Raw genomic sequence first — 26053 nt, forward strand, 5'->3', positions numbered from 1 at the left:
CGCACCGGCGCCCGCCTCGGCGCTCGCGTCGGTGGCATCCGCTTGAATGGAGGCATGACCGAGGCGCTCGCGGAGTTCTCGCCCGCGACCAGGGCGTGGTTCACCGAGTCGTTCACCGAGCCGACCGCGGTGCAGCGCGGTGCGTGGCAGGCGATCTCGCGGGGCGAGCACGCCCTCGTCGTCGCGCCGACGGGGTCGGGCAAGACGCTCGCCGCGTTCCTCTGGGCGATCGACCGGCTGCACCACGAGGCATCCGACCCGGCGACCGCGGGCACCCGGGTGGTCTACCTCTCGCCGCTCAAGGCGCTCGGCGTCGACGTCGAGCGCAACCTCAGGGCACCGCTCATCGGCATCGCCCGCACCGCCGCGGCGCACGGCCTCGAGGTGCCCGAGGTCTCGGTCGGCGTGCGCTCGGGCGACACGCCCGCCGCCGAGCGCCGCGCGCTCGTCGCGAGGCCGCCCGAGATCCTCATCACGACCCCCGAGTCGCTCTACCTCATGCTCACCTCGCAGGCGCGCGAGACCCTGCGCGGCGTCGAGACCGTCATCATCGACGAGATCCACGCGGTCGCCGGCACGAAGCGCGGCGCGCACCTCGCGGTCTCGCTCGAACGGCTCGACGCCCTGCTCGCGAAGCCCGCCCAGCGCATTGGCCTCTCCGCGACGGTGCGCCCGCTCGACGAGGTCGCCCGGTTCCTCTCTGCCGCGGCCCCGGTGACCGTCGTCGCCCCGCCGAGCGAGAAGCGCTTCGAGCTGCGGGTCGAGGTGCCGGTCGAAGACATGGCGCGCCTGCCCGCGAGCGACGACGCGACGGGGTCGATCTGGCCGCACGTCGAGCAGGCGATCCTCGACCGCGTGCTCGCGCACCGATCATCGATCGTCTTCGCCAACTCGCGACGGCTCGCCGAACGGCTGACGGCCCGGCTCAACGAGCTGGCGCTCGAGGCCGACGAGCAGCGGGCCCTCGTGGCGGCCGCCGCCGCGAGCGGGCCGCCCGCCGCGCTCATGGCCCAGTCGGGGCAGACGAGCGGGGCGCCGCCCGTCGTCGCCCGCGCGCACCACGGCTCGGTGAGCAAGGAGCAGCGAGCCGAGATCGAGGACGACCTGAAGTCGGGCCGGCTGCGGTGCGTCGTGGCGACCTCGAGCCTCGAGCTCGGCATCGACATGGGCGCGGTCGACCTCGTCGTGCAGGTCGAGTCGCCGCCGTCGGTCGCGAGCGGGCTGCAGCGGCTCGGCCGCGCAGGCCACCAGGTCGGCGAGGTCTCCCGGGGCATCATGTTCCCGAAGCACCGCGCCGACCTCGTGCACACCGCCGTCGCCTCCGAGCGCATGCTGGCGGGGCGGATCGAGACCCTCAGGGTGCCGGCGAACCCGCTCGACATCCTCGCCCAGCAGACGATCGCCGCCGCCGCGGTCGACGAGCTCGACGTCGAGGCGTGGTTCGAGACGGTGCGGCGAAGCGCCCCGTTCCAGCACCTGCCCCGCTCGGCGTACGAGGCGACCCTCGACCTCCTCGCCGGCCGCTACCCCTCCGACCGCTTCGGCGAGCTGCGGCCGCGCGTCGTGTGGGATCGCGAGGGCGGCACGATCTCGGGGCGGCCGGGCGCCCAGCGCCTCGCGGTGACGAGCGGCGGCACCATTCCCGACCGGGGCATGTTCGGCGTCTTCCTCGTCGGCGACGACGCCACCGGCCGCCGGGTCGGCGAGCTCGACGAGGAGATGGTCTACGAGTCCCGGGTCGGCGACGTCTTCGCGCTCGGCGCGACGAGCTGGCGCATTCAAGAGATCACCTTCGACCGGGTCAACGTGGTGCCGGCCTTCGGCCAGCCGGGCCGTGTGCCGTTCTGGAAGGGCGACGCCATCGGGCGGCCCGCCGAGCTCGGCCGCGCGCTCGGCGGCTTCATGCGCGAGCTCTCCTCCGCCGACGAGCCCGAGGCGCTCGCGCGCGTGGCCGCCGCGGGCCTCGATGCGAACGCCTCGACGAACCTGCTCGGGTTCCTCGCCGACCAGCGTGCCGCGACGGGCGCCGTGCCGAGCGACCGCACGCTCGTCGTCGAGCGCTCGCGCGACGAGCTGGGCGACTGGCGCATCATCCTGCACTCGCCGTACGGCATGCCGGTGCACGCGCCCTGGGCGCTCGCCGTCGGCACCCGCGTGCGCGAGCGGCACGGCGTCGACGGCGCCGCCATCGCGGCCGACGACGGCATCATCGTGCGCATCCCCGACACGGGCGGCGAGGCGCCCGGCGCCGAGCTGTTCGTCTTCGACGCCGCCGAGCTCGAGCCGCTCGTGACCGAGGAGGTCGGCGGCTCGGCCCTGTTCGCGAGCCGATTCCGCGAGTGCGCGGCGCGGGCGCTGCTGCTGCCCCACTATCGGCCCGGCCAGCGCTCGCCGCTCTGGCAGCAGCGGCAGAAGTCGGCCCAGCTCCTCGAGGTCGCGAGCGAGTACCCGACCTTCCCGATCATCCTCGAGACGCTGCGCGAGGTCCTGCAAGACGTGTACGACGTGCCGGCGCTCGTCGCCGTCGCCGGTGAGATCGCCTCCCGCAAGATCCGTGTCGTCGAGACGACGACCGAGTCGCCGAGCCCGTTCGCGAGCGCGCTGCTCTTCGGCTACGTCGGCGCCTTCATGTACGAGGGCGACGCCCCGCTCGCCGAGCGGCGTGCCGCCGCGCTCGCGATCGACCAGGCGCTCCTCGGCGAACTGCTCGGCCGCGTCGAGTTGCGCGAGCTGCTCGATCCCGCCGTGCTCGACGAGGTCGAGGCCGAGCTGCAACGGCTCGCCCCCGAGCGGCGCGCCCGCGGCGTCGAGGGCGTCGCCGACCTGCTGCGCGCCCTCGGCCCGCTGACGCTCGACGAGATCGGCGCCCGCCTCGATGCCGAGACCGACGCGCCGTCGGCGGTCGCCGAGCTCGTCGCCGCCCGCCGGGCGGTCCGCGTCGGCTTCGCGGGACGCGAGCAGCTCGCCGCGGTCGAAGACGTCGGGCGGCTGCGCGACGCGCTCGGGGTGCCCGTGCCGCCCGGGGTCGCCGCGGCGTTCGAAGCGCACGTCGCCGACCCGCTGGGCGACCTCGTCAGCCGCTACGCCCGCAGCCACGGCCCGTTCACCGCCGACGACCTCGCCGCGCGCTTCGGCGTCGGCGTGGCCGTCGCCCGCGGCGCGCTGCGTCGGCTGGCCGACGACCGCCGGGTGGTCGAGGGCGAGTTCCGCCCGCACGGCACGTCGACCGAGTGGTGCGACGCCGAGGTGCTGCGCCGGCTCCGGCGCCGTTCGCTCGCGGCGCTGCGGCACGAGATCGAACCGGTGCCCCAGCTCGCGCTCGCCCGGTTCCTGCCGGCGTGGCAGCGTGTCGGCACCGGGGTCCGCGGCATCGACGGCGTGCTCTCGGCGATCGAGCAGCTCGAGGGCGCGCGACTGCCGGCCTCGGCGTGGGAGTCGCTCGTGCTGCCGGCCCGCGTCGCCGACTACTCGCCGGCGATGCTCGACGAGCTCATGAGCTCGGGCGAGGTGCTCTGGGCCGGCTCGGGCGCGCTCGCCGGCGACGACGGGTGGGTGAGCCTGCACCTCGCCGAATCGGCTCCGCTGACCCTGCCCTGGTCGCCCGAGGTCGACCTCGACGCGCTCGAGCGCGAGGTGCTGCTCGCACTCGGATCCGGCGGCGGCTTCTTCTTCCGCCAGCTCGCCGACGCGGTCGGCGCCGCCGGGTCGTTCGAGGCCCCGCCCGACGACGCGGCCCTCGTCGACGCGCTCTGGTCGCTCGTCTGGTCGGGCCTCGTGACGAACGACACCGCGGCCCCGCTGCGCGCCCTCGTCGCGGGCGGGCGCAGCGCGCACAAGCCGCAGCGCCCGAGCCCTCGCGCACGCGCCCTTCGGGGGCGCAGCCTGCCGCGGGCCACCATGCCGAGCCGTACCGGACCGCCGTCGGTCGCGGGGCGCTGGTCGATCCTCCCCGTGGCCGAGACCGACGCCACCCGTCGCGGTCACGCCCTCGGCGAGACGATGCTCGACCGCTACGGCGTCGTCACGCGGGGCGCGGCCGTCGCCGAGGGCGTGCTCGGCGGCTTCGCCCTCGTCTACCGCACCCTGCGCGGCTTCGAGGAGTCGGGCCGCGCTCGCCGCGGGTACTTCGTCGAGCGCCTCGGTGCGGCGCAGTTCGCCGCTCCCGGCGCGGTCGACCGGCTGCGGGCGCTGGCAGATCCGGCGGTGGAGTCGAGCGCGGGCTCGTCCGAGCAGGCCCGCCCCGGGCGCGACACCGGCCCCGCACTCGTGCTCGCCGCGACCGACCCGGCCAACGCCTACGGCGCGGCACTGCCCTGGCCCGAGCCGCCGGGCGAGAGCTCGCACCGCGCGGCACGCAAGGCTGGAGCCATGGTCGTGCTCGTCGACGGCGAGCTCATCGCCTACGTCGAACGCGGCGGCAAGACGGTGCTCGTCTATCACGACGACGACGAGCGGCTCGCGCTCGCCGCGGGTGCGCTCGCCGCAACGGTCGTCGCGGGTCGCGTGCGGCGCCTCGCCGTCGAGTCGGTGAACGGGGCGTTCGTGCTCGGCACCCCCTTCGGCCGGGCGCTCGGCGCGGTCGGCTTCGGCGAGACCCCTCGCGGAGTGCGGCTCGATGCCCGAAGGTGACAGCGTCTACCAGGCGGCGGCGCGACTCCGGTCGGCGCTCGCGGGCGAGGTGCTCACCCGCACCGACTTCCGCGTCCCCGCGTTCGCGACGACCGACCTGGCGGGCGAGCCCGTCGACGAGGTGCTCGCCCGGGGCAAGCACCTGCTCATCCGCACGCCGACGCGCACGGTGCACTCGCACCTGAAGATGGAGGGGGAGTGGCGCGTGCTCGCGCCGGGGGAGCGCTGGCCGCAGCCCGCGCACCTGGCGCGGGTCGTGCTCGAGACCCGGCGGTCGGTCGCGGTCGGCTTCGAGCTGGGGCTCGTCGAGGTGCTGGCCCGAGCCGACGACGAGCAGGCGCTCGCGTACCTCGGCCCCGACCTGCTCGGCCCCGACTGGAGCGCGGAGGAGGCGGTACGCCGGCTCGCGGCGCACCCGGCGACGCCGATCGCGGTGGCCCTCCTCGACCAGCGGAACCTCGCCGGGCTCGGCAACGTCTACGTCAACGAACTGTGCTTCCTCCGCGGCATCCGGCCCGATCGCCTCGTGGCCGACGTGCCCGAGCTGCCCGCCGTCGTGGCGCTCGCGCGCCGGCTGATCGCGGCGAACCGCGATCGTCCGGCGCGCGTGACCACCGGGGTCGACCGGCGCGGCCGTCGACTGTGGGTCTACGGCCGCGCGGGGTCGCCGTGCCTGCGTTGCGGCACGACGATCGAGCGCGGTTCGCTCGGCCGCGAGGTGCGGGCCGGCGACGACCCGCAGGAGCGCGTCACCTACCGGTGCCCGAACTGCCAGCGCTGATGGGGCGGCCGGGGCGCCGGAGCCGTCGCGGCGTCAGCTGACGGGGCCGGTCCACTTCTCGCCGGGGCCCTGCCCGATCGGGTCGGGGATGGACGACGCCTCGCGGAAGGCGAGCTGCAGCGAGCGGAGCCCGTCGCGCAGCGATCGCGCGTGCATGTCGCTGACCTCGGGTGCACCGGCGGTGATGAGTCCGGCGAGGGCGTTGATGAGCTTGCGGGCCTCGTCGAGGTCGAGCTGCTCGTCGGGGTCGTCGGCGAGTCCGAGCTTCACGGCGGCGGCGCTCATGAGATGCACCGCGGCGGTCGTGATGATCTCGACGGCGGGCACGTCGGCGATGTCGCGGACCGCGCCCTCGACCGACTCGTTGACGGCCTCCTCGTAGCGGTGGGTGGACTCGTCGGAACCCGGGTTGGTGGGCGAACTATGTGACACAGACTTCCTCTGCTAGACTACTTCGGGCTCCGGGGCTTCTCCCCGGTACGAAAGTGGAGATTCTCCCACCCGCGCATACCGCTTCATCAAGGTTACCGGGTCGATTGCACTCCGCTTCCACGCGGTGGTCCGTCAGGGTCACGGCAGGGAAGTAGGCAGGGTGCCGTACGAGCAGCGGTGAGATTCCGCGCGAACTACGTGAATTCTCCTCCTTCGGCGCACAGACAGCTTGAGTAGAGGAGTACACGCATCAGCGATCCCCGTACCAATGACCGCATCCGCGTTCCCGAGGTCCGCCTCGTGGGCCCTGGCGGAGAGCAGGTCGGCGTCGTGAAGATCGAGGTGGCCCTGCGGCTCGCGCAGGAGGCCGACCTCGACCTCGTCGAGGTCGCACCGAACTCCAAGCCGCCGGTCGCCAAGATCATGGACTACGGCAAGTACAAGTACGAGGCTGCGCAGAAGGCGAAAGAGGCCCGGCGCAACCAGGCGAACACCATCCTCAAAGAGGTCCGGTTCCGCCTCAAGATCGACAAGCACGACTACGAGACCAAGATGAAGCGCGCCGTCGGCTTCCTGAAGGCCGGCGACAAGGTCAAGGCGATGATCCTCTTCCGCGGCCGCGAGCAGTCGCGCCCCGAGATGGGTGTCCGCCTCCTGCAGCGCTTCGCCGAAGACGTGGTGGAGTTCGGCACGGTCGAGCACAACCCGACGATCGACGGCCGCAACATGGTCATGGTCATCGCGCCCCTGAAGAACAAGTCCGAGGCCAAGGCCGAGGCGAATGCACAGCGTGCTGCGGCGAAGGTGCGACCGGCGGCGGATGCCCCGGCCGACGCCGAGTCGCGGACGGCCGAGTCGACCGAGGCTTAGCCAACACCCCCGTCCGTCACTCGCGTGACGGCAGAACCAAGGAGAAACACGAGATGCCGAAGCAGAAGACCCACTCCGGGTCCAAGAAGCGCTTCAAGTTGACCGGCACCGGCAAGGTCAAGAAGCAGCAGGCCGGGATGCGCCACAACCTCGAGGTCAAGGCCTCGAAGCGCAAGGCCCGCCTGAACCAGGACAAGGTCGTGTCGGCGCCCGACGCCAAGAACATCAAGAAGCTTCTCGGCCACTGAGCCGCGAGACCCGTTAAGGAAGAAACAGAGCAATGGCAAGAGTCAAGCGCGCAGTCAATGCGCACAAGAAGCGTCGGGTCATCCTTGAGCGTGCCGAGGGCTACCGCGGCCAGCGGTCGCGCCTGTACCGCAAGGCGAAGGAGCAGGTCACCCACTCCCTCGTCTACTCGTACAACGACCGCCGCAAGAAGAAGGGCGACTTCCGTCGCCTCTGGATCCAGCGGATCAACGCGGCCTCGCGTCAGAACGGCCTCACGTACAACCGTCTGATCCAGGGCCTCGGCCTCGCCGGCATCGAGGTCGACCGCCGCATCCTCGCGGAGCTCGCGGTCAACGAGCCCGCGACCTTCGCCGCGCTCGTCGAGTCGGCCAAGAAGGCGCTCCCCGCCGACACCTCGGCTCCGAAGACCGCCGCGTAAGCGCAGGCTTCTCCTCGAACGGCCCGCCGCTCTGCCTCAGCAGAGCGACGGGCCGTTTCGCATGTCGCCGCGCGGGTGTTCCGAGGATGCCTCGACCGGGACATCTCGCTGAATAGACTGAGACCATGCTCGAGAACCCCCGCTCGCCGCGCGTCCGTGCCGTCGCGAAACTCGCGAAGAAGGCCGCCCGCGCCGAGAGCGGGCTGTTCCTGCTCGAGGGGCCGCAGGCGGTCGCCGAGGCGCTCGAGTTCCGGCCCGAGCTCGTCGTCGAGCTCTACGCCACGCCGACCGCGCTCGAGCGGTACACCGGCATCGCCGAAGACGCGGTGCGCGCCGCCATCGAGGTCGAGTTCGTCACCGAAGAGGTGCTCGCGGCGATGGCCGACACGGTGACGCCGCAGGGCTTCGTCGCGGTCTGCCGGCAGTTCCCGACGGCCGTGAAGGACGTCTTCGCCGCGGGGCCCCGGCTCATCGCGATCCTCGAGGAGGTGCGCGACCCGGGCAACCTCGGCACGATCGTGCGTGCCGCCGACGCCGCGGGCGCCGACGCGGTCATCCTCACGGGTCGCGCCGTCGACCTGTACAACCCGAAGGTCGTCCGCTCCTCGACGGGATCGATCTTCCACCTGCCGGTCGCGGTCGGCGCCGACCTCGACGACGTGCTGCAGCGCGCACGCGCCGCCGGGCTCACCGTGCTCGCCGCCGACGTCAAGGGCGAAGACCTCCTGACCGCCCGCAACGAGGGCGTGCTCGCGAAGCCGACGGCGTGGCTCTTCGGCAACGAGGCCCGCGGCCTTCCCGACGAGCAGCTCGCCCTGGTCGATCGCGTCGTCATCGTGCCGATCTACGGCAAGGCCGAGTCGATGAACCTCGCGACGGCCGCCTCGGTGTGCCTCTACGAGAGCGCGTTCGCGCAGCGCAGCTGAACCGCGCCGGGCACGTACCGCGGGTCACGAATCGGTAACCGCGGCGTCGAACAGTGGCGGCCGGGGTCGAAATCTCCCTAGTTTTGGGGGTATGGAGCCCACCCAGCCCGCGCCGCCGACCTCGAACATCAGCGTCCGCCGCGGCGAGCCGCTCGTCGTGATCGACCACGTCGACAAGCACTACGGCGAGCTGCACGTGCTCAACGACATCAACACGGTCGTGAACCGCGGCGAGGTCGTCGTCGTCATCGGGCCGTCGGGCTCCGGGAAGTCCACGCTGTGCCGGGCGATCAACCGCCTCGAGACCATCGACTCCGGGTCGATCTCGATCGACGGCGAGCGGCTTCCCGAAGAGGGGGCGGCGCTCGCGAGGCTCCGCGCCGACGTCGGCATGGTCTTCCAGTCGTTCAACCTGTTCGCGCACAAGACGGTGCTCGAGAACGTCACGCTGGCGCCCATCCGGGTGAAGCGGATGTCGCGCAAGGACGCCGATGCGAAGGCGATGGAGCTGCTTGACCGCGTCGGCGTGGCGAACCAGGCGAAGAAGCTGCCGGCGCAGCTCTCGGGCGGCCAGCAGCAGCGCGTGGCGATCGCCCGCTCGCTCGCGATGAACCCGAAGCTCATCCTCATGGACGAGCCGACGAGCGCGCTCGACCCCGAGATGATCAACGAGGTGCTCGACGTCATGGTCGGCCTCGCGAAGGACGGCATGACGATGATCGTCGTCACCCACGAGATGGGCTTCGCCCGCAAGGCGGCCGACCGGGTGCTGTTCATGGCCGACGGTCGCATCGTCGAGGAGGCGACGCCCGCCGAGTTCTTCGACAACCCGCAGTCCGATCGTGCGAAGGACTTCCTCTCGAAGATCCTCGAACACTAGACCTCCGCGATCACGAGTCGCGAGGACCATCACAGGAGAAGAGGCAGGGACATGAAACGCAACAGCATCGCACTCCTCGCGGCCGCGGCGGTGACCGCGCTCGCACTGGCCGGCTGCTCGAGCGGGGGCGGCGACTCGGCCGAGCCGTCCGACGAGCCGGCGCCGACCTTCGACGAGGGCACGACGATGGCGAAGCTCGCCGAGGCGGGCACCATCACGGTCGGCACGAAGTTCGACCAGCCGCTGTTCGGACTCGTCGGGCCCGACGGGGTTCCCGTCGGCTTCGACGTCGAGATCGCGAAGATCATCGCCTCGGAACTGGGCATCGCCGACGACAAGATCGAGTGGGTCGAGTCGGTCTCGGCGAACCGCGAGCCGTTCATCGAGAACGGCGACGTCGACATCGTCGTCGCGACGTACACGATCAACGACAAGCGCAAGGAGGTCGTCTCCTTCGCGGGCCCGTACTACACGGCCGGCCAGTCGATCCTCGTGCTCGCCGACAACGACGACATCACGAGCGAGGACGACCTCGTGGGCCAGCCGGTCTGCTCGGTCACGGGCTCGACCCCGGCCGCCAACCTGAAGGAGCTCGGCGCTGAGGTCATCGAGACCGACACGTACTCGAACTGCCTCGAACCGCTCCGCAGCGGCCAGGTCGTCGCGGTGTCGACCGACAACGTGATCCTCGCCGGGCTCGTCTCCCAGAACGAGGGGGAGTTCAAGCTCGTGGGCGAGCCGTTCACCGAGGAGCCCTACGGCATCGGACTGAAGCTCGACGACACCGACTTCCGCATGTGGATCAACGACGTGCTCGAGGAGGCGTACGAGGACGGCCGGTACGAGGAGGCGTGGAACGCCACCGCCGGAACCGTGCTGCCGTTCGTCGACCCGCCGGCGGTCGACCGCTACTGATCCGTTCGCGGTCCGGGCGCGCGAGCGCCCGGACCGCGACCCGTCCTGAAGGAGGCGCATGGACGCCGTCATCGAGAACCTGCCGACCTACTGGCGCGGGTTCAGCATGACCCTGCTGCTGCTCGGCGTGAGCGGCGTCTCGGCGCTCGTGATCGGCACGCTGATCGCGGCGATGCGCATCTCGCCGGTGGCGTCGCTGCGCACCTTCGCCACCGTCTACACCGAGCTCGTGCGCAACACCCCGTTGACGCTCGTGCTGTTCTTCTGCGCGATCATCCTGCCCTACCTCGGTTCGCGCCTCGACTATGTGACCGCCGCGATGATCGGGCTCTCGGTCTACACCTCGCCCTTCGTCGCCGAGGCGCTGCGGTCGGGCATCAACGGCGTGCCGGTCGGGCAGGCCGAAGCGGCGCGCAGCGTCGGCCTCGGGTTCGGCCAGACCGTGAGCCTCATCGTGCTGCCGCAGGCCTTCCGCATGACGATCCCGCCGCTCATCAACGTGTTCATCGCCCTGACCAAGAACACCTCGGTCGCGGGCGGCTTCTTCGTCTTCGAGCTCTTCGCCGCGACCCGAGAGCTCGCGAACGCCAACGGCAACGCCGTGATCGCGATCCTGCTCGCCGCGGCGACGCTCTACCTCGTGATCACCATCCCGCTCGGCGTCATCGCCGCCCAACTCGAACGGAAGTGGGTGGTGCAGCGATGAGCGGCTCCAGCGTGCTCTTCGACGCCCCCGGGCCTCGCGCCCGGCGTCTCTCGCTGATCTCGTCGATCGTCACCGGCGTCGTGATCGTCGCCGGGCTCGCCTGGATCGTGATGACGCTCGCCGCCCCGCGCGAGAGCGGCGGCATCACCCTGCCGGGCTTCTTCGACCCGAGCCGATGGGACATCTTCACCGACCCGGTCGTGTGGGAGCGCATCCTCGTCGTCGGCGTCGGCGGCACCCTGCAGGCCGCGCTCACCGCCTCGGTGTTCGCGATCGTGCTCGGCATGGTGTTCTCGCTCCTCCGCAGTTCCGAGATCCGGTGGATCCGGGTGCCGACCGCGGTCGTCCTCGAGTTCTTCCGCGGCATGCCGCTGCTGCTCATGATGCTGTTCATCCTGCTCGTGTTCAGCGTCCCGGCGTTCTGGGCGGTCGTCGTCGCGCTGACGCTGTACAACGGCGCGCTCATCGGCGAGGCGCTGCGCGCCGGGCTCGCCGCGCTGCCGCGCGGGCAGCGCGAGGCGGGGCTCAGCCTCGGCATGCGGCCCCTGCAGTCGAAGATGCTCGTCGAGTTCCCGCAGGCGTTCCGGCAGATGCTGCCGATCATCGTCGCGCAGCTCGTCGTGCTCCTGAAGGACACCTCGCTCGGCTACATCGTCGGCTACGTCGAGCTCATGCGCGTGACCCTCAACAACATGGCGAGCTTCTTCGGCAACCGCTACCTGTTCTCGTTGTTCGTCGTCACGCTGGTGCTCTACCTGATCATGAACCTCTCGCTCTCGTGGTTCGCGCGCTGGCTGTCGCGTCGCACGGCGTCGAAGTCGAGCGGCAGGAAGCTCGATCCCGACAACCCGAACCAGGCGATCCTCGTCGCGCAGGCGTCGGCCTCGGCCCGCCAATCGGACCAGACCGGCGGTATGGGCGGCGCGACCTGACGGTCGCATCGGCAGGTCTCCGCGCCGGTAGACTCGGTCTTCGTGTCCGAGCCCCTCGAAATCACCGAATCCGCGGTCGCGTCCGCGGTCGACGCAGCCCTCGCGGCGATCGCGTCGGCCGGCGACTCCGCCGCCCTGAAGACCGTTCGCAGCGAGCACACCGGCGAGAAGTCGGCGCTCGCGCTCCTCAACGCGCAACTGCGCAACGTCCCCAATGACCAGAAGGCCGCCCTCGGCAAGCTGGTCGGCGGCGCCCGCGGGCGCGTCAACCAGGCCTTCGCCGCCCGTGAGGCCGAGATCGTCGAGGCCGAGGCGTCCGCCCAGCTCGCCGCCGAGGCCGTCGACGTCACGGCGCTGCCGACGCGCATCACGGCGGGCGCGAGGCATCCGCTCGCCCTGCTGCAGGACCGCGTGTGCGACGTCTTCACCGGCATGGGGTGGGAGATCGCCGAAGGCCCCGAGGTCGAGAGCGAGTGGTTCAACTTCGACGCCCTGAACTTCGACGCCGACCACCCGGCCCGTGCGATGCAGGACACCTTCTTCGTCGACCCGCCCGAGGCGCACCTCGTGATGCGCACGCACACGAGCCCCGTGCAGATCCGGTCGATGCTCGACCGCGAGCTTCCGCTGTACGTGCTCGCACCGGGGCGCGTGTACCGCACCGACGAGTTCGATGCGACCCACCTGCCGGTCTTCATGCAGTTCGAGGGCGTCGCCGTCGACAAGGGCCTCACCATGGCCCACCTCAAGGGCACGCTCGACCACTTCGTGAAGGCGATCTTCGGCGACGAGGCGAAGATCCGCCTGCGCCCGAGCTTCTTCCCGTTCACCGAGCCGAGCGCCGAGCTCGACTTCTGGCACCCGACCTTCAAGGGCGGCGCGCGCTGGATCGAGTGGGGCGGCTGCGGCATGATGCACCCGAACGTGCTGCGCGCGGCGGGCATCGACCCCGAGGTGCACACGGGCTTCGCCTTCGGCATGGGGGTCGAGCGCGGCCTCATGCTCCGCAACGACGTGCAGGACATGCGCGAGATGGTCGAGGGAGACGTGCGGTTCTCCCAGCAGTTCGGAATGGTGGTCTAAACGATGCGAGTACCCCTCAGCTGGCTCGCCGAGTACGTCGAGCTCGTGCCGGGCACGACGCCCGAAGACGTCCACGCCGCCCTCGTGAAGGTCGGCCTCGAAGAGGAGGACGTGCACACCTTCGAGCTCCAGGGCCCGATCGTCGTGGGCGAGGTGCTCGAGTTCGTCGAGGAGCCGCAGTCCAACGGCAAGACGATCCGCTGGTGCCAGGTGCGCGTCGCACCCGACGGCGAGCAGGCGGCCGACGGCGGCGACGCCGTGCACGGCATCGTCTGCGGCGCCCGCAACTTCTTTGTCGGCGACAAGGTCGTCGTGACGCTCCCGGGCGCCGTGCTGCCCGGGCCGTTCCCGATCGCCGCGCGCAAGACCTACGGCCACGTCTCCGACGGCATGATCGCCTCGGCGCGCGAGCTCGGCCTCGGCGACGAGCACGACGGCATCCTCCGCCTGTCGACGCTCGGCCTCGACGCCCCGGTCGGCAGCGACGCCATCTCGCTCCTCGGCCTCGACGACGCCGCGATCGAGATCAACGTCACGCCCGACCGCGGCTACGCCTTCTCGATCCGCGGCGTGGCGCGCGAGTACGCGCACGCGACGGGCGCGGTGTTCCGCGACCCGGCGCTGCAGACCCCCGCCACGGATGTCTCGGACGACGGCTTCCCCGTCGTCATCGACGACCGGGCGCCGCTGCGCGGCAGGCTCGCGTCGAACGCGTTCGCCACGCGCATCGTGCGCGGCCTCGACGCCTCGAAGCCGACGCCGGCGTGGATGATCGCGCGGCTGAAGCTCGCGGGCATCCGGTCGATCTCCGTGCTCGTCGACATCACCAACTACGTCATGCTCGAGCTCGGCCAGCCGATCCACGGCTACGACCTCGACGCGCTGCGCGGCGGCATCGTCGTGCGCCGTGCCGAGTCGGGCGAGCGGTTCACGACGCTCGACGGCAAGGAGCGCACGCTCCACGCGGAAGACATCGTCGTGACCGACGACCGCGGCCCCATCGGCCTGGCGGGCGTGATGGGCGGCGCCGAGACCGAGATGGGCGAGGGCACGGCGAACGTGCTCATCGAGGCCGCCCACTGGGACCCGGTGTCGATCGCGCGCACGGCCCGCCGTCACAAGCTGCCGAGCGAGGCGGCGAAGCGCTACGAGCGCGGCATCGACCCGACCATCGGCACCGTCGCGGTCGCGCGCGTCGCGCAGCTCATGGTCGACCTGGCGGGCGGCACCGCCGACGCCGGGGGATCCCTGATCCAGACGACGCCCGCGCGCGACGCGATCGTGCTGCCCGACGGCTTCGTCTCGCAGCTCATCGGCGTCGAGTACACGAGCGACGAGGTGCACGATGCGCTCGCCGAGATCGGCGGGGTGCTCACCCGCGTCGACGGCGGCTTCTCGGTCGTGCCCCCTGCGTGGCGCCCCGACCTCACGGGCCGTGAGGAACTGGCCGAGGAGGTCGCCCGACTCGTCGGCTACCACCGCATCCCCTCGGTACTGCCGGTCGCGCCTCCCGGGCGCGGCCTCACCCGCTCGCAGCGTCTCCGCCGGCAGACCGCCGACGTGCTCGCGGGCGCCGGCTCGACCGAGGTGCTGAGCTTCCCGTTCGCGACCGAGGCCGAGAACGCCCGCTTCGGCAGCGCCGACGGCTCGCCCGTGGCATCCGTGCGCCTCGCGAACGCCCTCGACCAGTCGACGCCCTACCTGCGCCGTTCGCTGCTGCCGGGGCTCATCGCCGCGGCGAAGCGCAACCGCTCGCGCGGGCTCGTCGACGTCGACCTGTTCGAGCTCGGACTCGTCTTCCTGCCCGAGGCCGGGCGCGCCTACGGCTCCGCCGAGCTGCCCGTCGGCGACGCGAAGCCGAGCGACGAGACGCTCGCCGCGCTCGACGCGGGCATCCCGCCGCAGCCGCGCCACCTCGGCGTGCTGCTCGTGGGCGACCGCATCGCGAAGCAGCCGGGCCAGCCGGCCGAGCCGTTCGGCCTCGTCGACGCGCTCGACGCCGCGCGCCGGGTCGCGCTCGCGACGGGCGCCGAGCTCGAGATCGTGCAGGGGTCGCACCAGGCGCTGCACCCTGGCCGCACCGCAGAGCTCCGCGTCGGCGGCCGGGTCGTCGGCTTCGCCGGCGAGCTGCTGCCGGCGCTCGCCGAGGAGCTCGACCTGCCGCGCGTCGTCGCGGTCGCCGAGCTCGACCTCGACGCCGTCATCGCCGCCGCCGACCCCGCGGTCGAGGCGTCGCCGATCGGCACGTTCCCCGCGGCGACGCAGGACCTCTCGGTCCTCGTCGACGCCGCCGTGCCGGCCGCCGAGGTCGCCGCAGCGGTGCGCGAGGGCGCGGGCGAACTGCTCGAGCACCTCGGCCTCGTCGACGACTACCGCGGACAGGGCCTGCCCGAGGGGTCGAAGAGCCTGACCTTCGCGCTGCGCTTCCGCGCGCCCGATCGCACGCTCACCGCGGCCGAGGCGAGCGAGGCCAAGCTCGCGGGTGCGGCCCTCGCGGCCGAGCGCACCGGCGCGACGATCCGCGACTGAGGCCGCCCGACCCGCTCGAACTCGGGACGCCGACGACGGCGCCGCGCACTCCGCGCGGCGCCGTCGTCGCATTCCGACGCACACCGCCACTCGGTTTGCACCCCGCCGCGCCGCGCGGATAGGGTCGATCCATGTCCATCACCCGGTTCGTCGCCACCGCACGCGTCTCGCGTGTCTCGGTCGTGCGCAGCCGACGCCGTGGCGGCCGCCGAATCTCGGCGACCCCTGCACAGGCGTAGCGGCCTGTCGCGGGGCGTCGCCGGAACATCGCCCCGACCAGACAGACCCTAAGGTGGATTCCATGACGTACTCCGTCGCCGTTTCCGGCGCGTCCGGCTATGCCGGAGGAGAGATCCTGCGGCTGCTCGCCGATCATCCCGAGTTCGAGGTCCGCACCGTGACCGCGCACTCCAACGCCGGCCAGCCGCTCGTCGCGGTGCAGCCGCACCTGCGCACCTACACGCACCTCACCCTGCAGGAGACGAGCGCCGCGACGCTCGCCGGCCACGACGTGGTGTTCCTGGCGCTCCCGCACGGCGCCTCTGGGGCGGTCGCGGCCGAGCTCTCGCCAGAGACCCTCGTCATCGACTGCGGCGCAGACCACCGCCTCGAGAACGCCGCCGACTGGCAGGCCTTCTACGGGGGCGACTTCCACCCCGCGTGGACGTACGGCGTGCCCGAGCTGCCGCGGCTCTCGAGCACCCAGCGCGACCGGCTGGCGAAGTCGCGCCGCATCGCCGCACCCGGCTGCAACGCCTCCACCGTCGCGCTGTCGCTCGCGCCCGGCATCCGCGCCGGCGTCATCGAGGACCGCGACCTGGTGTCGGTGCTCGCCGTCGGGCCGTCGGGCGCGGGCAAGAGCCTCAAGGCGCACCTCCTCGGCTCCGAGATCCTGGGCTCCGCGAACCCCTACTCGGTGGGCGGAGTGCATCGGCACATCCCCGAGATCCAGCAGGCGCTCCGCTGGGCCGGGGCCGCCGACCCGACCATCTCGTTCACGCCGGTGATCGTGCCGATGTCGCGCGGCATCCTCGCGACGTCGACGGCGCGCATCATGCCCGGCACCGACCCGGCGGCGGTGCGCGCCGCCTGGGAGGACGCGTACGCGGGGGAGCGCTTCGTGCAGCTGCTGCCCGAGGGGCAGTTCCCGCGCACCGCCGACGTGCTCGGCGCCAACACCGCGCTCATGGGCCTCGCGGTCGACGAGCGCGCGGGTCGCGTCGTCGTCGTCACGGCGGTCGACAACCTCGTCAAGGGCACCGCGGGTGCCGCCATCCAGTCGGCGAACCTCGCGCTCGGACTCACCGAGTCGACCGGCCTCCCCGTGAACGGAGTCGCCCCGTGACCGTCACCGCCCCCGCCGGATTCGAAGCCGCCGGCATCGCCGCCGGGATCAAGCGCACCGGGGCGCTCGACCTCGCCCTCATCGTGAACCGCGGGCCGTCGCAGCAGGCGGCCGCGGTGTTCACTTCGAACCGCGCGCAGGCGAACCCGATCATCTGGTCGCGGCAGGTCATCGCCGACGGGCAGGTCGCCGCGATCGTGCTCAACTCGGGCGGGGCGAACTGCTTCACCGGGCCCGAGGGCTTCCAGGTCACGCACCGCACGGCTGAGGCGGCCGCGTCGGCACTCGGCGTGTCGTCCGGCGACGTGCTCGTCTGCTCGACGGGGCTCATCGGCGACCAGCTCGACGGCGAGGTCCTCGAGGAGGGTGTGCTCAGCGCCGCGAACCGCATCTCCGCCGAGGCCCAGTCCGGAGCCGATGCGGCCCGGGCCATCATGACGACCGACACGACGCCGAAGACCGTCGTCGTCGAGAGCGCCGGGTGGCGCATCGGCGGCATCGCGAAGGGCGCGGGCATGCTCGCACCGGGCCTCGCCACGATGCTCGTCGTCCTCACGACCGACGCCGAGCTCGAGGCATCCGCCCTCGACCGGGCGCTGCGGCAGGCGACCCGGGTCAGCTTCGACCGACTCGACTCCGACGGCTGCATGTCGACCAACGACCAGGTGACGCTCCTCGCGAGCGGCGCCTCGGGCGTCGTGCCCGACGAGGCGGCGTTCACCGAGGCGCTCACCGCGGCCTGCCTCGACCTCGCGGCGCAGCTGCAGGCCGATGCCGAGGGAGCGAGCCACGACATCACGATCGAGGTGCGCGGCGCCGAGACCGAGGACGACGCCGTCGAGGTGGGTCGCTCGGTCGCCCGCAACAACCTCTTCAAGGCCGCGATCTTCGGCAACGACCCCAACTGGGGCCGCGTGCTCGCCGCGATCGGCACCACGCAGGCGCCGTTCGACCCGTACCTCGTCGACGTGTCGATGAACGGGGTGCGCGTCTGCCACGCGGGGCGGCCCGACCGCCCGCGCGACGAGGTCGACCTGACGCCGCGCGCGACCCACGTGCTCATCGAGCTGCACGCCGGTGAGGCGACCGCGACCATCCTGACGAACGACCTCACGCACGACTACGTGCATGAGAACAGCGCCTACGCGAGCTGAGCGCATGAGCGAGATCGAGACGGATGCCGCGCAGAGCGGTGCAGACCTCGCCGCCCAGAAGGCCGGGGTGCTCATCGAGTCGCTGCCGTGGTTGCAGCGGTTCCACGGCGAGACGATCGTCGTGAAGTTCGGCGGCAACGCGATGGTCAGCCCCGAGCTGCAGCGCGCGTTCGCCGAGGACATGGTCTACCTCCGCTACGCCGGCATCAAGCCCGTCGTCGTGCACGGCGGCGGCCCGCAGATCTCGGCGATGCTCGAGCGGCTCGGCATCGAGAGCGAGTTCCGCGGTGGGTATCGGGTGACCACGCCCGAGGCGATGGACGTCGTGCGCATGGTGCTCACGGGCCAGGTCAATCGCGAGCTCGTCTCGCTCATCAACGGGCACGGGCCGCTCGCGGCCGGGCTCTCCGGCGAGGACGCGGGGCTGTTCACCGGTCGTCGTCGCGGAGCCGTCGTCGACGGCGTCGAGATCGACCTCGGCCTGGTGGGCGACGTCGTGGCGGTCGACCCCGAGGCGGTGCAGGCGCAGCTGGACGCCGGGCGGATCCCCGTCGTCTCGTCGATCGCGCCGGATGCCGACACGCCGGGCCAGTCGCTCAACGTGAACGCCGACTCGGCGGCTGCGGCCCTCGCGGTCGCGCTCGGTGCGGCCAAGCTCGTCATCCTCACCGACGTCGCCGGGCTCTACCGCGACTGGCCGAACCGCGACTCGCTCGTCTCGGTCATCGAGGTGCCCGAGCTCCTGTCCCTGCTGCCCACGCTCGAATCGGGCATGATCCCCAAGATGCGCGCCTGCCTCGACGCCGTCGAGGGCGGCGTCGCGAAGGCGGCGATCATCGACGGCCGCGTGCCGCACTCGATCCTGCTCGAGGTCTTCACCCAGTCCGGAATCGGCACGGAGGTCGTGCCCCAGAGCGCCGGAGGTGCCGAGTGAACGACTGGCAGCAGCGGTTCGACACCCGCATCATGCGCTCGATCGGCATGCCGCTCGCGAAGCTCGAGCGTGGCGAGGGCGCGCGCGTGTGGGACGACTCCGGCAAGTCCTACCTCGACTTCCTCGCCGGCATCGCGGTCAACGCGCTCGGGCACGCGCATCCCGCCTTCGTCGAGGCGGTCTCCCGGCAGGCCGCGACGCTCGCCCATGTCTCCAACTACTTCACGACCGAGCCGACGCTCGAGCTCGCCGAGCGGATCACCCGGCTCGCCGGGGCGGGCGACGAGGGCCGCGTGTGGTTCGGCAACTCCGGCGCCGAGGCGAACGAGGCCGCGTTCAAGCTCGCGCGCCTCAACAACTCGGGCGGCGCGCGCACGCGGGTGCTCGCGCTCGTCGACGCGTTCCATGGGCGCACGATGGGTTCGCTCGCCCTCACCGGCAAGGCGCACATGCGCGACCCGTTCCTGCCGCTGCCCGGCGGGGTCGAGCACATCCCGGCGACGCTCGAGGCGCTCGAGGCCGCGATGGACGACGCGGTCGCGGCGCTCATCGTCGAACCCATCCAGGGGGAGGCCGGCGTCGTCGAGCTGCCCGACGGCTTCCTCGAGGCGGCGCGCGAACTGACGCACCGCCACGGCGCGCTGCTCATCGTCGACGAGATCCAGACCGGCGCCGGGCGCACCGGCGCCTGGTTCGGGTTCCAGCACGCGGGCATCGCGCCCGACGCGATCACCTTCGCGAAGGGCGTCGGAGGGGGCTTCCCGATCGGCGGCCTCGTGACCTACGGGCACGCGTCGTCGCTCTACACGAAGGGCCAGCACGGCTCGACCTTCGGCGGCAACCCGCTGGCGACCGCCGTCGCGAACGCGGTGCTCGGCGAGATCGAGTCGTCGGGACTCGTCGAGAACGCGCGGACGCGCGGTGCGCAGTTGCGCGAGCGCATCCTCGAGCTCGACTCCCCGCTCGTCGCAGGGGTGCGCGGTCGCGGCCTCCTGATCGGCATCGGGCTGTCCGAGCCCGTCGCGGGCCACCTCGTCGCCGCAGCGATGGACGACGGACTCATCGTGAACGCGGCGAACGACGCCACCATCCGCATGGCGCCCCCGCTCATCATCGGCGACGCCGAGATCGACGAGTTCGTCGAGCGCTTCTCCCGCGCGCTCGACGCCGTCGCCAGCCACTGAACTCCTCCCGAACGAAACGGATCCCATGACCCGCCACTTCCTCCGCGACGACGACCTCAGCCCGGCCGAACAGGCCGAGGTCCTCGAGCTGGCCGCCCGACTCAAGTCCGACCGCTTCGCCGAGCGTCCGCTCGAGGGGCCGCAGACCGTCGCCGTCATCTTCGACAAGACCTCCACCCGCACGCGCGTCTCCTTCTCGGTCGGCATCGCCGATCTCGGCGGCGTGCCGCTCGTCATCGCCTCGAACGAGAGCCAGCTCGGCGGCAAGGAGTCGGTCGCCGACACGGCCCGCGTGCTCGAGCGCATGGTCGCCGCGGTCGTCTGGCGCACCTACGCCCAGTCGGGCCTCGAGGAGATGGCGGCCGGCACCGCGGTGCCCGTCGTGAACGCCCTCTCCGACGACTTCCACCCCTGCCAGATCCTCGCCGACCTGCACACCGTGCGCGAGCGGAAGGGCGAGCTCGCGGGGCTCACGATGTCGTACTTCGGCGACGGCGCGAACAACATGGCGCACTCCTACCTGCTCGGCGGCGCCACCGCCGGAATGCACGTGCGCATCGCCGCGCCGGCCGGCTACGCGCCCCGCGCCGACATCGTCGCGGACGCGGAGCGCATCGCCGCCTCCACGGGCGGCTCCGTGCTCGTCACCACCGACCCTGGCGTCGCAGCATCGGGTGCCGACGTGATCGTCACCGACACCTGGGTGTCGATGGGGCAGGAGGCCGAGAAGGCCGAGCGCCTCGCGACCTTCGGCGACTACCGGGTCACGCAGTCGCTCATGGCGGAGGCATCCGACGATGCGATCTTCCTGCACTGCCTGCCCGCCTATCGCGGCGTCGAGGTCGACGCCGAGGTCATCGACGGCCCGCAGTCGGTCGTCTGGGACGAAGCGGAGAACCGCCTGCACGCGCAGAAGGCGCTGCTGACCTGGCTCTTGAACCGGAAGGACGCATGATGGCCGAGCACGGCACTCTTGCGCTGGCAGCTCTCGCTTCGCTCTTGAACCGGAAGGACGCATGATGGCCGAGCACGGCACTCTTGCGCTGACAGCTCTCGCTTCGCTCTTGAACCGGAAGGACGCATGATGGCCGAGCACGGCACCAACGAGGGCTCGCTCTGGGGCGCCCGCTTCGCGAGCGGCCCGTCGCCCGAACTCGCCCGGCTCTCGAAGTCGACGCACTTCGACTGGCAGCTCGCGGGCTACGACCTCGCCGGGTCGAGGGCGCACGCCCGGGCGCTCGCCGCGGCCGGCTACCTCGGCGACGACGAGCTCGCGACCATGCTCGCGGGGCTCGACACCCTCGAGGCCCGCGTGCTGTCGGGCGAGATCATCGCGGCCGAGAGCGACGAGGACGTGCACGGCGCGCTCGAGGCGGCGCTCATCGGCATCGTGGGGCCCGAGCTCGGCGGCAAGCTGCGCGCAGGGCGCAGCCGCAACGACCAGATCGCGACGCTCGTCCGGCTGTACCTGAAGGACCACGCCGCCGTCATCGGGCAGCAGCTCGTGCACCTCATCGACGCGCTCGCCGCGCAGGCCGAAGCGCACCGCGGCGCGATCATGCCCGGGCGCACGCACCTCCAGCACGCCCAGCCCGTGCTGCTCGCGCACCACCTGCTCGCGCACGCGTGGGCGCTCGGCCGCGATCTCGAACGCCTCGTCGACTGGACGAAGCGCGCCGACGTCTCGCCGTACGGCGGGGGAGCCCTCGCGGGATCGACGCTCGGCCTCGACGCCGCCGCCGTCGCGCGCAACCTCGGGCTCGCCTCGCCCGCCGAGAACTCGATCGACGGCACGGCGAGCCGCGACGTCGTCGCCGAGTTCGCCTTCGTCACCACGATGATCGGCATCGACCTGTCGCGCATCTCCGAGGAGATCATCCTCTGGAACACCCGCGAGTTCGGCTTCGTCACGCTCGACGACGGCTACTCGACGGGGTCGTCGATCATGCCGCAGAAGAAGAACCCCGACATCGCCGAGCTCGCGCGCGGCAAGTCGGGCCGACTCATCGGCAACCTCACCGGGCTCCTCGCCACGCTGAAGGCCCTCCCGCTCGCGTACAACCGCGACCTCCAGGAGGACAAGGAGCCCGTCTTCGACTCGGTCGAGACGCTCGAGGTGCTCCTGCCGGCGTTCACCGGAATGGTGGCGACGCTCACCTTCCACACCGACCGGATGGCGGAGCTCGCGCCCGCCGGGTTCTCGCTCGCGACCGATGTCGCCGAGTGGCTCGTGAAGCGGCACGTGCCCTTCCGTGACGCCCACGAGATCACCGGCGCGCTCGTGCGCCATGCCGAGGAACACGGGCTCGAGCTCGACGCCGTCGACGACGCCGCGCTCGCCGCGATCTCGCCGCATCTCACCCCCGAGGTGCGCGAGGTGCTGACGATCGAGGGCTCGGTGGCCAGCCGCGACGGCATCGGGGGCACCGCACCGGTGCGGGTCGACGAGCAGTTCGCACGCCTGGCCGATCGGGTGCGGCACCTCGTGGCGGGGCTACCCGAGGGGGCGGCCTGACCGTACTGGCGACGCCCGAGCGTGCGTTCTTCGAGCAGGATCCGGTGCGGCTCGCACCGCTCCTGCTCGGTGCCGTGCTCTCCTACCGCGCGCCCGACGGGGAGGTCGCGATCCGGCTGTCCGAGCTCGAGGCCTACCGGGGCGTCGGCGAGGATCCCGGATCGCACGCCTTCCGCGGGCGCACGCCGCGGACCGCGGTCATGTTCGGCGAGCCGGGGCGTCTCTACGCGTACTTCAGCTACGGCATGCACGTCTGCCTGAACATCGTGTCGCGGCCGAGCGGTCGCGCCTCGGCGGTGCTGATCCGCGGGGCGACGGTCGTGCGCGGTCTCGAGCTCGCCCGGGAGCGGCGGCCGGGCGTCGCCGACCGCGACCTCGCGCGCGGACCGGGCCGCCTCGCGCGCGCACTCGGGGTGCCGCTCCAGGCCGACGGCGGCGACCTGCTCGCGCCGCCGTTCTCGCTGCAGGTCCTCGAGGCGCCGCTCCACCATGCGGCGGGCCCCCGCACGGGCGTGAGCGGCGACGGCGGCGGTGCGGCGTACCCGTGGCGGTTCTGGTTGCCGGGCGACGAGGGCGTCTCGCCCTACCGCCGCCACAAGCTCGCCGCCGAGTAGTCGTGCGCCTCAGCGGATCGCGAGGTGGACGACGAGCGCCGCCGCGCACGCCCAGATGAGGCTCGCGAAGGTGCCGATGATGAATCGCTCGCGTGCCTCGGGCGCCTCGAGCTCGGTGAACCGGCCGACGCCCTTGATCGCGACCACGATCGCGAGCGCCTCGGGGAATCCTGCGATGATCGCGCCGGCCGAGGCGACGCGCTCGAGCACGCCGATCGTGAGCCCGCCGCGCAGCACCTCCCTGCGTCGTTCGACGGCGTGCACGCCCGATGCGGCGTCGGCGTCGACCCGCCGGTCGGTCACGATGATGCCGCCGTGCAGGCCGGGGGCGACGGCGCCGCCCATGGCGAGGTCGAGCGCGGTGCCCGCCGCGGCGCTGCCGCCGAACACGGCGATCCCGAGGCCGAGCACGACGACGAGCGGCGCGATGCCGATCGGCGGGAGGGTCGGGGCCGAGGCGGCCGCGAGCAGCGCGATGCCGAGCGTGCCCGTCGCGAACCAGACGTAGCCGCGACGGGGCCGGACCGACGCGAGGATCGAGAGCACCGTGGCGGCGACGAGGGCGAGCAGGAGCGCCGACCAGATGATCGCGTCGGCGATGACGAAGAGGTTCATGGGTGGCGGGCTCCCGTCGAGGCATCCAGATTCTCAAGCAGCCTAGCGAGCGCGGGCACCGCGTCGAGCTCGGCGCGGATGTTCGCCGACTTCATGCGCGAGCTGATCGCCGGGGCGCTCACGCCGAGCTCGTCGGCGATGTCGGACTGCAGCGCTCCTGCGACGATGCGGTCGTAGACCTCCCACCCCTGGCCGGAGCGGCGCTCGCGGAGGATGAGGGCCAGCTTGAAGAGCGCCTCGAGGTGCGCGGCGTCTCCGTCGAGGTCTGAGCCCGGCGCCTCGACGGCGAGCCGAGGGCTGCTCTTCTTGGCGCGTTCGACGGCATCGCGTGCGGCGAAGAACGCCTCGCCGCTCGCCTCCCTGATGTCGTCGGGGAGCGGCTCTCGCACCGGGCCGCAGCCGATGCCGACGCTCCACTCGCCCTGTCGGGTGAGCTCGAGGACGACGTCGACGGCCGTGCGCGCATCGTCGGTGAGGAGTTGGATCTCGTCGCCCGCGTTGCGAGCGACGGGCAGCCTGAGCCGATCGCCGTGAGCGTCCTGGATGCGGTCGCGCTCGGCGCCGGCGAGATCGGCGCGCGTGCGGCTGGAGACCTGGTCTGCGGTGATGACGATCATGGCCCCTCCTTCACCTTGCAGGCTTCATCACGATGAAGATAAGCATATAGCATTAAACCCAGGATGGTTAGGGATGGAGTGCTCATCATCCGCCGCTGATAATCTGACGTGGTGTCAGACCCAGTGATCCTCTCCACCCAGCAGAACGACGCCTCATTCGACGACGTCTGGGAGGAGCTCGTCTGGCGCGGCCTCGTGCACGTGTCGACCGACCAGGCCGCGCTCAAAGAGCTTCTCGCGGGCGAGCCGATCACGTATTACTGCGGCTTCGACCCGACCGCGCCGAGCCTGCACCTGGGCAACCTCGTGCAGCTGCTCACCATGCGCCGGCTGCAGCTCGCGGGGCACAAGCCGCTGGGGCTCGTCGGCGGCTCGACGGGGCTCATCGGCGACCCGCGGCCGACGGCCGAGCGCACCCTGAACACGAAGGAGACCGTCTCCGAGTGGGTCGGCTACCTGCAGGGGCAGGTCACGCGCTTCCTCTCGCAGGAGGGCGACAACGCCGTGCGGCTCGTCAACAACCTCGACTGGACGGCCGGCCTCAGCGCCATCGACTTCCTCCGCGAGATCGGCAAGCACTACCGGGTCGGCACGATGCTGAAGAAGGACGCGGTCGCCTCGCGCCTGAACTCCGACTCCGGCATCAGCTACACCGAGTTCAGCTACCAGATCCTGCAGGGCTTCGACTACCTCGAGCTCTACCGCCAGTACGGCTGCGTGCTGCAGACCGGCGGCAGCGACCAGTGGGGCAACCTCACGAGCGGCACCGACCTGATCCACCGCGTCGAGAGCGCGAGCGTGCACGCGATCGGCACGCCGCTCATCACGAACAGCGACGGCACGAAGTTCGGCAAGAGCGAGGGCAACGCGGTCTGGCTCGACGCGGCGATGTGCAGCCCCTACCGCTTCTACCAGTTCTGGCTCAACACCGACGACGCCGACGTGGTCACGCGCCTCAAGGTCTTCACGTTCCTCGGTCGCGAGCGCATCGAGGAGCTCGAGGCGCTCGTCGCGAGCGAGCCCTTCCGTCGCGAGGCCCAGCGGGTCCTCGCGACCGAGGTCACCACGATGGTGCACGGCGCGGATGCCACGGCGGCGGTCATCGCCGCATCGCAGGCGCTGTTCGGGCAGGGCGAGATCACCGAGCTCGACGCCGACGTCTTCGAGTCGGCGCTGCGCGAGCTGCCGAACACGACGACCTCGCCCGACGCGCCGATTGCGCAGCTCCTCGCCGACACGAAGCTGGTCTCCAGCCTGAGCGAGGGTCGTCGAGCGATCGCCCAGGGCGGCGTGTCGATCAACAACCGCCGGGTCGACGACCAGGCCGCGACGCTCGACGCCTTCGTCGAGCGGGGCGGCATGGCGGTGCTCCGACGTGGCAAGAAGACGCTCGCCGGCGTCTTCGTCGAGTAGCAGCCGGCTTCGCCGAGTCGTCTGGGCCCCGGTTCGATCACCTCGTGATCGAACCGGGGCCCTTCGCGTTGCGCCGAGGAGGGTTCGGGCCGGTGCGCGGAGCGGGCCCGTCTGGGGGAGTGTCGGAGGGCGGGGGCGGCGCCGCGCGGGATCATGGGACCTGGCCCAGTATTCCCCCTACTGATCAGGGCTTCGTCCGCGGCGTGCGCCGTGGGTTGGCGCCGCGACACGCCCGGGTTGCATGGTGGATTTGTGGGGTGGGGTGTGGGTGACGTAGATTTTCTTTTGTCGCCGCGGCGGCCGGGAAGCGCG

The 26053-nt window shown here is 71.9% G+C and carries 23 protein-coding genes; 20 read left to right on the forward strand and 3 right to left on the reverse strand.

The window, feature by feature from the left end; all coding sequences use genetic code 11:
- Nucleotides 1-54 precede the first annotated feature (54 nt).
- On the forward strand, nt 55-4629 hold the full coding sequence (locus ACFVTH_RS19045) for an ATP-dependent helicase (protein ID WP_387094476.1): 4575 nt from the start codon (nt 55-57) through the stop codon (nt 4627-4629).
- A complete protein-coding gene (locus ACFVTH_RS19050; RefSeq protein ID WP_387094479.1) occupies nt 4616-5410 on the forward strand; it encodes a DNA-formamidopyrimidine glycosylase family protein in 795 nt (264 codons plus the stop codon). Before ACFVTH_RS19045 ends, ACFVTH_RS19050 begins: the two co-directional genes overlap by 14 nt.
- A 33-nt stretch (nt 5411-5443) precedes the next feature.
- On the opposite strand, the gene ACFVTH_RS19055 is transcribed toward ACFVTH_RS19050, so the two are convergent.
- Entirely contained in the window at nt 5444-5842 is a 399-nt protein-coding gene (locus ACFVTH_RS19055; protein ID WP_386942133.1) for a DUF1844 domain-containing protein, read from the reverse strand.
- Nucleotides 5843-6091: 249 nt separating this feature from the next.
- Between ACFVTH_RS19055 and infC the strand changes: the two genes are divergently transcribed.
- From infC to ACFVTH_RS19140, 17 genes are all read left to right on the forward strand, one after another.
- Nucleotides 6092-6712 (forward strand): translation initiation factor IF-3, encoded by a 621-nt coding sequence (gene infC, locus ACFVTH_RS19060; protein WP_387094532.1) that lies wholly within the window; start codon nt 6092-6094, stop codon nt 6710-6712.
- 53 nt (nt 6713-6765) lie between these two features.
- Nucleotides 6766-6960 (forward strand): 50S ribosomal protein L35, encoded by a 195-nt coding sequence (gene rpmI, locus ACFVTH_RS19065; protein WP_387094482.1) that lies wholly within the window; start codon nt 6766-6768, stop codon nt 6958-6960.
- A gap of 32 nt (nt 6961-6992) precedes the next feature.
- Nucleotides 6993-7379, forward strand: coding sequence for a 50S ribosomal protein L20 (gene rplT, locus ACFVTH_RS19070; RefSeq protein ID WP_157422736.1), 387 nt, complete (start codon nt 6993-6995; stop codon nt 7377-7379).
- 125 nt (nt 7380-7504) lie between these two features.
- Nucleotides 7505-8305, forward strand: coding sequence for a TrmH family RNA methyltransferase (locus ACFVTH_RS19075; protein WP_387094485.1), 801 nt, complete (start codon nt 7505-7507; stop codon nt 8303-8305).
- 91 nt (nt 8306-8396) lie between these two features.
- The gene (locus ACFVTH_RS19080; RefSeq protein ID WP_387094488.1) at nt 8397-9185 is read left to right on the forward strand and encodes an amino acid ABC transporter ATP-binding protein; all 789 of its coding nucleotides are present in this window, start codon (nt 8397-8399) and stop codon (nt 9183-9185) included.
- Between the two features lie 51 nt (nt 9186-9236).
- Complete coding sequence (locus tag ACFVTH_RS19085) at nt 9237-10100, forward strand: glutamate ABC transporter substrate-binding protein (protein WP_387094490.1); 864 nt, start codon at nt 9237-9239, stop codon at nt 10098-10100.
- A gap of 58 nt (nt 10101-10158) precedes the next feature.
- Nucleotides 10159-10806, forward strand: a complete 648-nt coding sequence (locus ACFVTH_RS19090; RefSeq protein ID WP_387094493.1) for an amino acid ABC transporter permease — start codon at nt 10159-10161, stop codon at nt 10804-10806.
- On the forward strand, nt 10803-11738 hold the full coding sequence (locus tag ACFVTH_RS19095) for an amino acid ABC transporter permease (protein ID WP_387094496.1): 936 nt from the start codon (nt 10803-10805) through the stop codon (nt 11736-11738). The genes ACFVTH_RS19090 and ACFVTH_RS19095 overlap by 4 nt, the downstream gene beginning before the upstream one ends.
- Nucleotides 11739-11780: 42 nt before the next feature.
- Complete coding sequence (pheS, locus tag ACFVTH_RS19100) at nt 11781-12821, forward strand: phenylalanine--tRNA ligase subunit alpha (RefSeq protein WP_387094499.1); 1041 nt, start codon at nt 11781-11783, stop codon at nt 12819-12821.
- A 3-nt stretch (nt 12822-12824) separates the two neighbouring features.
- Nucleotides 12825-15350 carry a phenylalanine--tRNA ligase subunit beta gene (gene pheT / locus ACFVTH_RS19105; protein WP_387094502.1) on the forward strand — a complete coding sequence of 842 codons (2526 nt, stop codon included), beginning with the start codon at nt 12825-12827 and terminating at the stop codon, nt 15348-15350.
- Nucleotides 15351-15651: 301 nt separating this feature from the next.
- Complete coding sequence (gene argC / locus ACFVTH_RS19110) at nt 15652-16695, forward strand: N-acetyl-gamma-glutamyl-phosphate reductase (protein ID WP_387094505.1); 1044 nt, start codon at nt 15652-15654, stop codon at nt 16693-16695.
- Complete coding sequence (gene argJ, locus ACFVTH_RS19115) at nt 16692-17849, forward strand: bifunctional glutamate N-acetyltransferase/amino-acid acetyltransferase ArgJ (RefSeq protein WP_387094508.1); 1158 nt, start codon at nt 16692-16694, stop codon at nt 17847-17849. Before argC ends, argJ begins: the two co-directional genes overlap by 4 nt.
- Before the next feature lie 4 nt (nt 17850-17853).
- Nucleotides 17854-18783 (forward strand): acetylglutamate kinase, encoded by a 930-nt coding sequence (gene argB / locus ACFVTH_RS19120; protein WP_387094510.1) that lies wholly within the window; start codon nt 17854-17856, stop codon nt 18781-18783.
- Between the two features lie 32 nt (nt 18784-18815).
- The gene (locus ACFVTH_RS19125; RefSeq protein WP_387094534.1) at nt 18816-19967 is read left to right on the forward strand and encodes an acetylornithine transaminase; all 1152 of its coding nucleotides are present in this window, start codon (nt 18816-18818) and stop codon (nt 19965-19967) included.
- A gap of 25 nt (nt 19968-19992) precedes the next feature.
- Nucleotides 19993-20922, forward strand: a complete 930-nt coding sequence (gene argF / locus ACFVTH_RS19130; protein ID WP_387094512.1) for an ornithine carbamoyltransferase — start codon at nt 19993-19995, stop codon at nt 20920-20922.
- Nucleotides 20923-21051: 129 nt separating this feature from the next.
- Nucleotides 21052-22482 (forward strand): argininosuccinate lyase, encoded by a 1431-nt coding sequence (gene argH, locus ACFVTH_RS19135; protein WP_387094515.1) that lies wholly within the window; start codon nt 21052-21054, stop codon nt 22480-22482.
- Nucleotides 22483-22526: 44 nt separating this feature from the next.
- Nucleotides 22527-23096 carry a DNA-3-methyladenine glycosylase gene (locus tag ACFVTH_RS19140; protein WP_387094517.1) on the forward strand — a complete coding sequence of 190 codons (570 nt, stop codon included), beginning with the start codon at nt 22527-22529 and terminating at the stop codon, nt 23094-23096.
- Nucleotides 23097-23105: 9 nt separating this feature from the next.
- Here the strand turns inward: ACFVTH_RS19140 and ACFVTH_RS19145 are convergent, their stop codons facing one another.
- Nucleotides 23106-23711 carry a hypothetical protein gene (locus tag ACFVTH_RS19145; protein ID WP_387094520.1) on the reverse strand — a complete coding sequence of 202 codons (606 nt, stop codon included), beginning with the start codon at nt 23709-23711 and terminating at the stop codon, nt 23106-23108.
- On the reverse strand, nt 23708-24328 hold the full coding sequence (locus ACFVTH_RS19150) for a DNA-binding protein (protein ID WP_386942148.1): 621 nt from the start codon (nt 24326-24328) through the stop codon (nt 23708-23710). The genes ACFVTH_RS19145 and ACFVTH_RS19150 overlap by 4 nt, the downstream gene beginning before the upstream one ends.
- 111 nt (nt 24329-24439) lie before the next feature.
- Here ACFVTH_RS19150 and tyrS point away from each other — a divergent pair, with 111 nt between their 5' ends.
- Nucleotides 24440-25741 (forward strand): tyrosine--tRNA ligase, encoded by a 1302-nt coding sequence (gene tyrS / locus ACFVTH_RS19155; RefSeq protein ID WP_387094523.1) that lies wholly within the window; start codon nt 24440-24442, stop codon nt 25739-25741.
- The last annotated feature ends 312 nt before the right edge of the window (nt 25742-26053 follow it).

Origin of the sequence: Agromyces sp. NPDC058104 (assembly GCF_042884835.1) — a bacterium.
Taxonomy (GTDB): Bacteria; Actinomycetota; Actinomycetes; order Actinomycetales; family Microbacteriaceae; genus Agromyces.

What these genes read in the sequence shown, in the direction of transcription:
- rpmI (WP_387094482.1), top strand. Translation starts at nt 6,766, where the DNA reads ATGCCGAAGCAGAAGACCCACTCCGGGTCCAAGAAGCGCTTCAAGTTG.
- rplT (WP_157422736.1), top strand. Translation starts at nt 6,993, where the DNA reads ATGGCAAGAGTCAAGCGCGCAGTCAATGCGCACAAGAAGCGTCGGGTC.
- ACFVTH_RS19085 (WP_387094490.1), top strand. Translation starts at nt 9,237, where the DNA reads ATGAAACGCAACAGCATCGCACTCCTCGCGGCCGCGGCGGTGACCGCG.
- ACFVTH_RS19045 (WP_387094476.1), top strand. Translation starts at nt 55, where the DNA reads ATGACCGAGGCGCTCGCGGAGTTCTCGCCCGCGACCAGGGCGTGGTTC.
- ACFVTH_RS19095 (WP_387094496.1), top strand. Translation starts at nt 10,803, where the DNA reads ATGAGCGGCTCCAGCGTGCTCTTCGACGCCCCCGGGCCTCGCGCCCGG.
- pheT (WP_387094502.1), top strand. Translation starts at nt 12,825, where the DNA reads ATGCGAGTACCCCTCAGCTGGCTCGCCGAGTACGTCGAGCTCGTGCCG.
- argB (WP_387094510.1), top strand. Translation starts at nt 17,854, where the DNA reads ATGAGCGAGATCGAGACGGATGCCGCGCAGAGCGGTGCAGACCTCGCC.
- ACFVTH_RS19050 (WP_387094479.1), top strand. Translation starts at nt 4,616, where the DNA reads ATGCCCGAAGGTGACAGCGTCTACCAGGCGGCGGCGCGACTCCGGTCG.
- ACFVTH_RS19075 (WP_387094485.1), top strand. Translation starts at nt 7,505, where the DNA reads ATGCTCGAGAACCCCCGCTCGCCGCGCGTCCGTGCCGTCGCGAAACTC.
- argC (WP_387094505.1), top strand. Translation starts at nt 15,652, where the DNA reads ATGACGTACTCCGTCGCCGTTTCCGGCGCGTCCGGCTATGCCGGAGGA.
- ACFVTH_RS19145 (WP_387094520.1), bottom strand. Translation starts at nt 23,711, where the DNA reads ATGAACCTCTTCGTCATCGCCGACGCGATCATCTGGTCGGCGCTCCTG.
- argH (WP_387094515.1), top strand. Translation starts at nt 21,052, where the DNA reads ATGGCCGAGCACGGCACCAACGAGGGCTCGCTCTGGGGCGCCCGCTTC.
- ACFVTH_RS19090 (WP_387094493.1), top strand. Translation starts at nt 10,159, where the DNA reads ATGGACGCCGTCATCGAGAACCTGCCGACCTACTGGCGCGGGTTCAGC.
- ACFVTH_RS19150 (WP_386942148.1), bottom strand. Translation starts at nt 24,328, where the DNA reads ATGATCGTCATCACCGCAGACCAGGTCTCCAGCCGCACGCGCGCCGAT.
- ACFVTH_RS19080 (WP_387094488.1), top strand. Translation starts at nt 8,397, where the DNA reads ATGGAGCCCACCCAGCCCGCGCCGCCGACCTCGAACATCAGCGTCCGC.
- ACFVTH_RS19125 (WP_387094534.1), top strand. Translation starts at nt 18,816, where the DNA reads ATGCGCTCGATCGGCATGCCGCTCGCGAAGCTCGAGCGTGGCGAGGGC.
- argF (WP_387094512.1), top strand. Translation starts at nt 19,993, where the DNA reads ATGACCCGCCACTTCCTCCGCGACGACGACCTCAGCCCGGCCGAACAG.